Consider the following 5,764-nt stretch of genomic DNA (forward strand, 5'->3'; position numbering starts at 1 on the left):
CATCACCGAGGTGCCCCGGTTCGCCGAGCACGCGGGCGGCGCCCGCGTCATCCTCAAGCGCGAAGACCTGAACCACACGGGCTCGCACAAGATCAACAACGTGCTCGGCCAGGCCCTCCTGGCCCGCAAGCTGGGCAAGACCCGGCTGATCGCCGAGACCGGGGCCGGCCAGCACGGCGTCGCCACGGCGACGGCCGCGGCCCTCTTCGGCATGTCGTGCGTCGTCTACATGGGCCAGGTCGACACCGAGCGCCAGGCCCTGAACGTCGCCCGCATGCGCCTGCTCGGCGCCGAGGTGGTCTCGGTCACCACGGGCTCGCGCACCCTGAAGGACGCCATCAACGACGCGATGCGCGACTGGGTCGCCAGCGTCGACACGACGCACTACGTCCTCGGCACGGTCGCGGGTCCGCACCCCTTCCCGGCGATGGTGCGCGACTTCCACAAGATCATCGGCGAGGAGGCGCGTGAGCAGGTGCTCGCCCTCACCGGCGCCCTGCCCGACGCCGTCACGGCGTGCGTCGGCGGGGGCTCGAACGCCATGGGCATCTTCCACGCGTTCCTCGACGACCCGTCGGTCGAGCTCTGGGGCTACGAGGCCGGCGGCGACGGCGTCGAGACCGGCCGCCACGCCGCCTCGATCACGCTGGGCCGGATCGGCAACCTCCAGGGCACGAAGTCGTACCTCATGCAGGACGAAGACGGCCAGACACTCGAGAGCCACTCCATCTCCGCGGGGCTCGACTACCCGAGCGTCGGGCCCGAGCACGCCTGGCTCGCCGAGAGCGGCCGGGCGCACTACGAGCCCGTGACCGACGCCGAGGCCATGGCCGCCTTCAAGCTGCTCACGCAGACCGAGGGCATCCTCCCCGCCATCGAGACGGCCCACGCCCTGGCCGGCACGATCAAGCTCGGCCAGCGCCACCCTGACTGGACGATCCTGGTGTCGATGAGCGGCCGCGGCGACAAGGACGTCGCGACCGCCAGCCGGTACTTCGGGGTCCTCGACGAGGAGGCGCAGCAGCTGTGAGCGACGTCGCCTCCGCCCCCGAGACGGCCAGCAAGGTCTCCGCCGCCATCCGTGCCCGTCGCGACGCCGGCACCGGCGCCGTCATCGGCTACCTCCCGGTCGGCTTCCCCGACCTGCAGACCAGCATCGACGCCGCCGTCGTCCTCGCCGAGAACGGCGTCGACGTCATCGAGCTGGGCCTCCCGTACTCCGACCCCGTCATGGACGGCCCGGTGATCCAGGCGGCGACGCAGCGTGCCCTCGCCGAGGGCTTCCGCGTGCGCGACGTCTTCACCGCGGTGCGCGAGATCACCGCCCGCACCGCGGCTCCGGTCGTGGTCATGACGTACTGGAACCCCGTCGAGCAGTACGGCGTCCAGCGCTTCGCCGACGACCTCGCCGCCGCCGGCGGGGCCGGGCTCATCACGCCCGACCTCATCCCCGACGAGGCGGGCGCCTGGCTCGAGGCCTCCGAGGCCGCGGGGCTCGACCGGGTGTTCCTGGCGGCTCCGTCGTCGAGCGACGCGCGCCTCCGGCAGTCCGTCGAGCGCAGCCGTGGGTTCGTCTACACGGTCTCGACCATGGGCATCACGGGTGCCCGCACCGACGTCGACTCGGCGGCGCACACCCTGGTCGACCGACTGCGGGCCGCCGGGGTCGAGAACGCCTGCGTGGGGCTCGGCATCTCCACGGCGCAGCAGGTGCGCGAGGTCCTCGAGTACGCCGACGGGGCCATCATCGGCTCGGCGTTCGTCCGGGCCCTCGCCGAGGGCGGCCTCGACCGCCTCGCGACCGTCGCCGCCGACCTCTCCTCCGGCGCCGCCGTCCGTCCCTGACGGACGGCCGCGCTAGAGTCGTTCCGCGTCGGCCTGCCGACGTCCTGTCGTTCCCCCTGAAAGGCGCCCCCGCCCGTGTTCGTCCCCCTGAGCATCCCGAGCCCGTCCGCCGACTGGCAGTACTTCGACCTCACGAACTGGATCAACTCGACCTTCGGCGCCTCCGTGCCCGGGTCGCTGCGCATCCACGCCTACGCCATCTGCATCCTCGTGGGCATCGTCGTCGCGGGCCTCATCACGAACCAGCGCCTGCGCGCCCGCGGGGCCGAGAACGGCGTCGTCATCGACGTCATGCTGTTCTGCGTGCCCCTCGGCATCGTCGGGGGCCGCTTCTTCCACGTCGTCACCCACCCCGCCGACTACTTCGCGGGTCAGCCGCTGTGGCACGTGGTCGCGGTGTGGGAGGGCGGGCTCGCCATCTACGGAGCGCTCCTCTTCGGGGCCGTCGGGGTCTGGCTGGGCTGCCGGGCGACGGGTCTGCGGTTCTCGGTCTTCGCCGACTCGCTGGCGCCGGGCCTCCTCGTCGCCCAGGCCTTCGGGCGGCTCGGCAACTGGTTCAACCACGAGCTGTTCGGCACGCCGACCGACCTTCCCTGGGGCCTCGAGATCGAGCAGAGCAACGCCGCGTGGCCCACCGGGCTGCCCGAGGGCACGCTGTTCCACCCCACGTTCCTCTACGAGATCATCTGGATGCTCGCCGGCGTCGCCGTCCTGCTGCTGATAGAGCGTCGCACGCCGCTGCAGTGGGGCCGCGGGCTCGCCTTCTACCTGGTCTGGTACGGCATCGGCCGATCCGTCTTCGAGTCCATCCGCACCGATCCGAGCCTCCTGTTCCTGGGCATCCGCACCAACGTGTGGATGTCGTTCGCGGCGATCGTCCTCGGCGTCGTCATCTGGGTGGTCGCCTCACGCCGTCACACCGGCCGGGTGCCCGGCGCGTACCTCCCCGGGCGGTCGCCGGCCGAGCGTCAGTCTGAGGTAGACTCCTCCGACACGTACACGGAGGACGACGAACCCGAGCTGGTCTCCGCGGGGTCCTCGGCCGACAAGACCGAGACCACGCCACGTTCCTGAGCTCCACGGGGCCGGTGCCGCCACAGGCACCTCCCGCTGACTGCTCACGAGCATCCTCCGCGTCGCACACCGCCTCACGACCGCCACAAGCGGTCCCGGGAAGCCTCTGCTGCGCCGCACGCCAGACGACCACACCTCGTCCGGCCAGCACCGCCGGCGTCTCGCGCTCTCGCGACGACGCCGCCCGCCCGGGCCGACGACGTCCCGACTCGTACAGGATCTCTTCGTGAGGACGGATCACATGGCGCTCACGCCAGCCCACCAGCAGTTCAGCACGGTCCCTGCGGCGCAGGGTCTCTACGACCCCAGCAACGAGAAGGACGCCTGCGGCCTCGCCATGGTCGCCACCCTCCGCGGCACCCCGGGCCACGACATCATCGACGCCGCCCTCGGCGCGCTGCGCAACCTCGAGCACCGCGGAGCCATCGGCTCCGACGCCGGCACGGGCGACGGCGCCGGCATCCTCTGCCAGGTGCCCGACGCGTTCCTCCGCGAGGTCGTCGACTTCTCCCTGCCCTCCGCCGGCGAGTACGCCGTCGGCATCGTCTACCTGCCGCTCGACGACCAGGAGCGCGCCGAGATGAAGACCGGCATCGAGCGCATCGCGGACCTCGAGCAGCTCGACGTCCTCGGCTGGCGTGAGGTGCCCGTGCGCCCCGAGCAGCTCGGCACCCTGGCCCGCAACGCCATGCCCGCGTTCGAGCAGGTCTTCGTCAGCAGCCGCCGTCGCGACGCCGACGGGGCTCCGCTCGCGGGCGTCGCCCTCGACCGTCAGGCGTACCGGCTGCGCAAGCGCGCCGAGGCGAAGCTGTCCGCGTACTTCACGTCGCTCGGCAGCCGCACCATGGTCTACAAGGGCATGGTCACGACGCTGCAGCTCGAGCCGTTCTACCCCGACCTCAGCGACGAGCGCTTCGCGTCGAAGCTCGCCATCGTCCACTCGCGGTACTCGACGAACACGTTCCCGTCCTGGCCGCTCGCCCAGCCCTTCCGCATGATCGCCCACAACGGCGAGATCAACACCGTCCGGGGCAACCGCAACTGGATGCGCGCTCGTCAGTCGCAGCTCGAGTCCGAGCTGATCGGCGACCTCAAGCCTCTGCTCCCGATCGTCAGCCCGGGCGCGAGCGACTCCGCGTCGTTCGACGAGGTGGTCGAGCTGCTCAGCCTCACCGGCCGCTCGCTGCCCCACTCGGTGATGATGATGGTGCCCGAGGCCTGGGAGAACCAGGTCGACATCGACCCCTCCCTCCGCGACTTCTACGAGTACCACTCGATGCTCATGGAGGCGTGGGACGGCCCCGCGGCCATCACGTTCACCGACGGCTCCGTCGTGGGCGCGACGCTCGACCGCAACGGCCTGCGCCCGGGTCGGTACCTCGTGACCGACGACGGGCTCGTCGTGCTCGCCAGCGAGATCGGCGTCCTGCCCGAGCTCGACCCCGCGAAGGTCGTCCGCAAGGGCCGTCTGCGCCCCGGCAAGATGTTCCTCGTCGACACCGAGGCCGGCCGTCTGATCGAGGACGACGAGATCAAGGCGGAGCTCGCTGCTTCCGCGCCCTTCGGCGAGTGGCTGGCCCAGGGCCGGATCCACCTCTCCGACCTGCCCGAGCGAGAGCACATCGTGCACACCCCCGCCTCGGTCACCCGGCGCCAGCGCACCTTCGGCTACACCGAGGAGGAGGTCCGCATCCTCCTCACCCCGATGGCGAAGACGGGCGCCGAGCCCCTCGGGGCGATGGGCAGCGACACCCCGATCGCCGTCCTCTCCGAGCGGCCCCGCCTCCTCTTCGACTACTTCACGCAGCAGTTCGCGCAGGTGACGAACCCGCCGCTCGACTCCATCCGCGAGCAGGTCGTCACGTCCTTGGCGCTCGGGCTCGGTCCGGAGAGGAACCTCCTCTCGGCGACCCCCGAGCACGCTCGCCAGGTGATCCTCGACTTCCCGGTCATCGACAACGACGAGCTCGCGAAGATCCAGCACATCGACCCCAGCCCCGGCTCGCGGGTCACGACGACGATCCGCGGTCTGTACCGGGCCGACAAGGGGCCGCGTGCCCTCGAGAAGCGCATCGCCGCGATGTGCAACGAGGTCGACGACGCGATCGAGGCGGGCGCGCAGTTCATCGTCCTCTCCGACCGCGACTCCAACCAGGACTTCGCTCCCGTCCCGTCCCTGCTGATGATCGCCGCGGTCCACCACCACCTCATCCGGACCGAGAACCGCATGAAGGTCGGCCTGATCGTCGAGGCCGGCGACGTCCGCGAGGTGCACCACGTCGCGACCCTGATCGGCTACGGCGCCTCCGCGATCAACCCCTACCTCGCCATGGAGACCTGCGAGAACCTCGTGCGGGCGGGCATGATCACCGGCATCACGCCGGAGGACGCCGTCCACAACCTGATCAAGGCGCTCGGCAAGGGCGTGCTCAAGATCATGTCCAAGATGGGCATCTCCACCGTCTCCAGCTACGCCGCCGCCCAGGCCTTCGAGGCCGTCGGCCTCAGCCAGGAGTTCGTCGACACGTACTTCACCGGCACGTCGACGATGCTCGGCGGGGTCGGCATCGACGTGATCGCGGCCGAGAACAAGGACCGCCACACGAGCGCCTACCCGACCGACGGCTCGGTCATCGCCCACGAGCGCCTCGCGACCGGCGGCGAGTACCAGTGGCGCCGCGAGGGCCCGCGCCACCTCTTCAACCCCGACACCGTCTTCCGACTGCAGCACGCGACCCGGACGCGTCGCTACGACATCTTCCGCGAGTACACCAAGCTCGTCGACGACCAGGCGGAGGAGCTCATGACGCTCCGCGGGCTCTTCACCTTCAAGCACGGCGTCCGC

4 protein-coding genes are annotated in these 5,764 nt (G+C 70.9%); all 4 read left to right on the forward strand.

Features of this window, described 5'->3' with window-relative positions; all coding sequences use genetic code 11:
• A partial coding sequence (gene trpB, locus ASF82_RS06170) for a tryptophan synthase subunit beta (RefSeq protein WP_235491172.1) occupies positions 1-1,030 on the forward strand: 1,030 nt, incomplete at its 5' end.
• Entirely contained in the window at positions 1,027-1,845 is an 819-nt protein-coding gene (trpA, locus tag ASF82_RS06175; protein ID WP_056054751.1) for a tryptophan synthase subunit alpha, read from the forward strand. The genes trpB and trpA, both read left to right, overlap by 4 nt.
• A 75-nt stretch (positions 1,846-1,920) precedes the next feature.
• Positions 1,921-2,919 carry a prolipoprotein diacylglyceryl transferase gene (gene lgt / locus ASF82_RS06180; RefSeq protein WP_056054754.1) on the forward strand — a complete coding sequence of 333 codons (999 nt, stop codon included), beginning with the start codon at positions 1,921-1,923 and terminating at the stop codon, positions 2,917-2,919.
• A 241-nt stretch (positions 2,920-3,160) separates the two neighbouring features.
• A partial coding sequence (locus tag ASF82_RS16085; protein ID WP_304437974.1) for a glutamate synthase central domain-containing protein occupies positions 3,161-5,764 on the forward strand: 2,604 nt, incomplete at its 3' end.

Origin of the sequence: Frigoribacterium sp. Leaf164, from assembly GCF_001423665.1 — a bacterium.
GTDB classification, from domain to species: Bacteria; Actinomycetota; Actinomycetes; order Actinomycetales; family Microbacteriaceae; genus Frigoribacterium; species Frigoribacterium endophyticum.